The 1,272-nt window shown below is 65.2% G+C and carries 3 protein-coding genes and 1 pseudogene; 1 reads left to right on the top strand and 3 read right to left on the bottom strand.

Features of this window, described 5'->3' with window-relative positions; all coding sequences use genetic code 11:
• Positions 1-95 precede the first annotated feature (95 nt).
• A complete protein-coding gene (locus WDW90_RS37260) occupies positions 96-227 on the top strand; it encodes a hypothetical protein (protein WP_336492748.1) in 132 nt (43 codons plus the stop codon).
• A gap of 179 nt (positions 228-406) precedes the next feature.
• Here the strand turns inward: WDW90_RS37260 and WDW90_RS37255 are convergent, their stop codons facing one another.
• From WDW90_RS37255 to WDW90_RS37245, 3 genes and pseudogenes are all read right to left on the bottom strand, one after another.
• A complete protein-coding gene (locus WDW90_RS37255) occupies positions 407-766 on the bottom strand; it encodes a phasin (protein ID WP_336492747.1) in 360 nt (119 codons plus the stop codon).
• Positions 767-951: 185 nt separating this feature from the next.
• A complete protein-coding gene (locus WDW90_RS37250) occupies positions 952-1,170 on the bottom strand; it encodes a bestrophin-like domain (protein WP_488803324.1) in 219 nt (72 codons plus the stop codon).
• A gap of 12 nt (positions 1,171-1,182) precedes the next feature.
• Positions 1,183-1,272 (bottom strand): annotated as a pseudogene (locus WDW90_RS37245) (IS5-like element ISMex42 family transposase); the annotation flags it as partial.

Below are 1,272 nucleotides of genomic sequence, written 5' to 3'. Positions count from 1 at the left end.
GCGCCTCCACTCAGCCCTCGGGTACCGTACGCCTGAGCAGGCCGAGCAGCGCTGGGCAACGTAACCTCCGTGTCCACAAAAACGGGGGAGGATCAGTGGTCCGGCGGGAGCGCACGCAGCGTGTTGAGACGGTGCGGGACACGATCCGGCGGGATGAGGTCGAGATCTCGGACGCGAGCGGGCGCTCCGGCAACCGGCGGGCTGCACTCGCTTACAGCCGCAAGTAGGTGCCGACAGCCGATACAAGCGGGCCGCGGTCAGTACCGACCGCGGTCTCTCTTAATCAGACGCACTCCGGTCGAGTGAGCCCGGAGTGCGACGGGCTGCGAAACAGAGGTCGGCTGATGTCCTCGCCCACGCTGAGATGCGCTCAGTGGTGTTCAACGCGCAGGTCAGTCAGAGCCGATCAGGCCTTGTTGGGCTGAACTGCGCTCGTGAGCTCCTTGGCCTGGGTCTGCAAGGCAGCGAACTGCGTGCGGACGTAGTCAGACTGGAGCTGCACGGCCTCCTGCACGTCACGTGCACGCACCAGCTTCTGAGCCAGATCAAAGGCGGCCGTGACGTTCTGCTCGGTGAAGGCCAGCCCGCGCGAGAAGGCGACGCTGGCCGGCAGTTCGGCCGTCTTGGTGGAGGTCTGCAGCGAGTCGGCCGCCTTGCGGGCGTTCTGGATGAAGCTGGTGAGGGCGCTGCGCGCCTGCTCGACGCTCTTCTCGGCGAAGTCGCGCATCTCGGCCGGGATCTCGAAGCTCGGCTGGGTGGTGGACATGAATGGCCCCTCGGAACTGGACTTGCGCAGCGACTCACATTGTGCGGCGCGCAGCCCTGATGCTGCATCGCACAATTGCCGTCAAGGTTGGTAATGCGAGCTCGCAACCGCCTTCCAGTTGGCCAAACTCGAGCTAACGGCCGCTGGGCTACATGCAGCCTTCGCTCCAGCGACGACTGTGCGGCTTACCGGGACTCGGTGGTAGGCTTCTGCGCCACGATTGAGAGAGCACTCTGCAAGGCGGCGGCGCTCACCGGCATAGGCCCGTCGAAGGGCCGCTCATGGAGCGCGATCAGCCCGAGCGTCGAGACCATGGCGGTCGCGAACACTGCCATAGCGGTGATCTGAGCACGCGGTCTCTCAAGGTGCACCAGGGCGAGAGCGACCAAGGTGAGGAATGCCAGGATTACGGCCTGTTAGCTCTTGAGCCAGTCGAGCGCAGCCGCGAGGGCGAGAACGCCCATGAAGCTTGAGGCGGTCTTCTCGTAGCGCGTTGCAATGGCACG

The organism is Methylobacterium nigriterrae, assembly GCF_037106235.1.
Classification (GTDB): domain Bacteria; phylum Pseudomonadota; class Alphaproteobacteria; order Rhizobiales; family Beijerinckiaceae; genus Methylobacterium; species Methylobacterium nigriterrae.
Note: the sequence above shows the minus strand (reverse complement) of the source record. Positions and strands in the feature narration are given on the sequence as shown.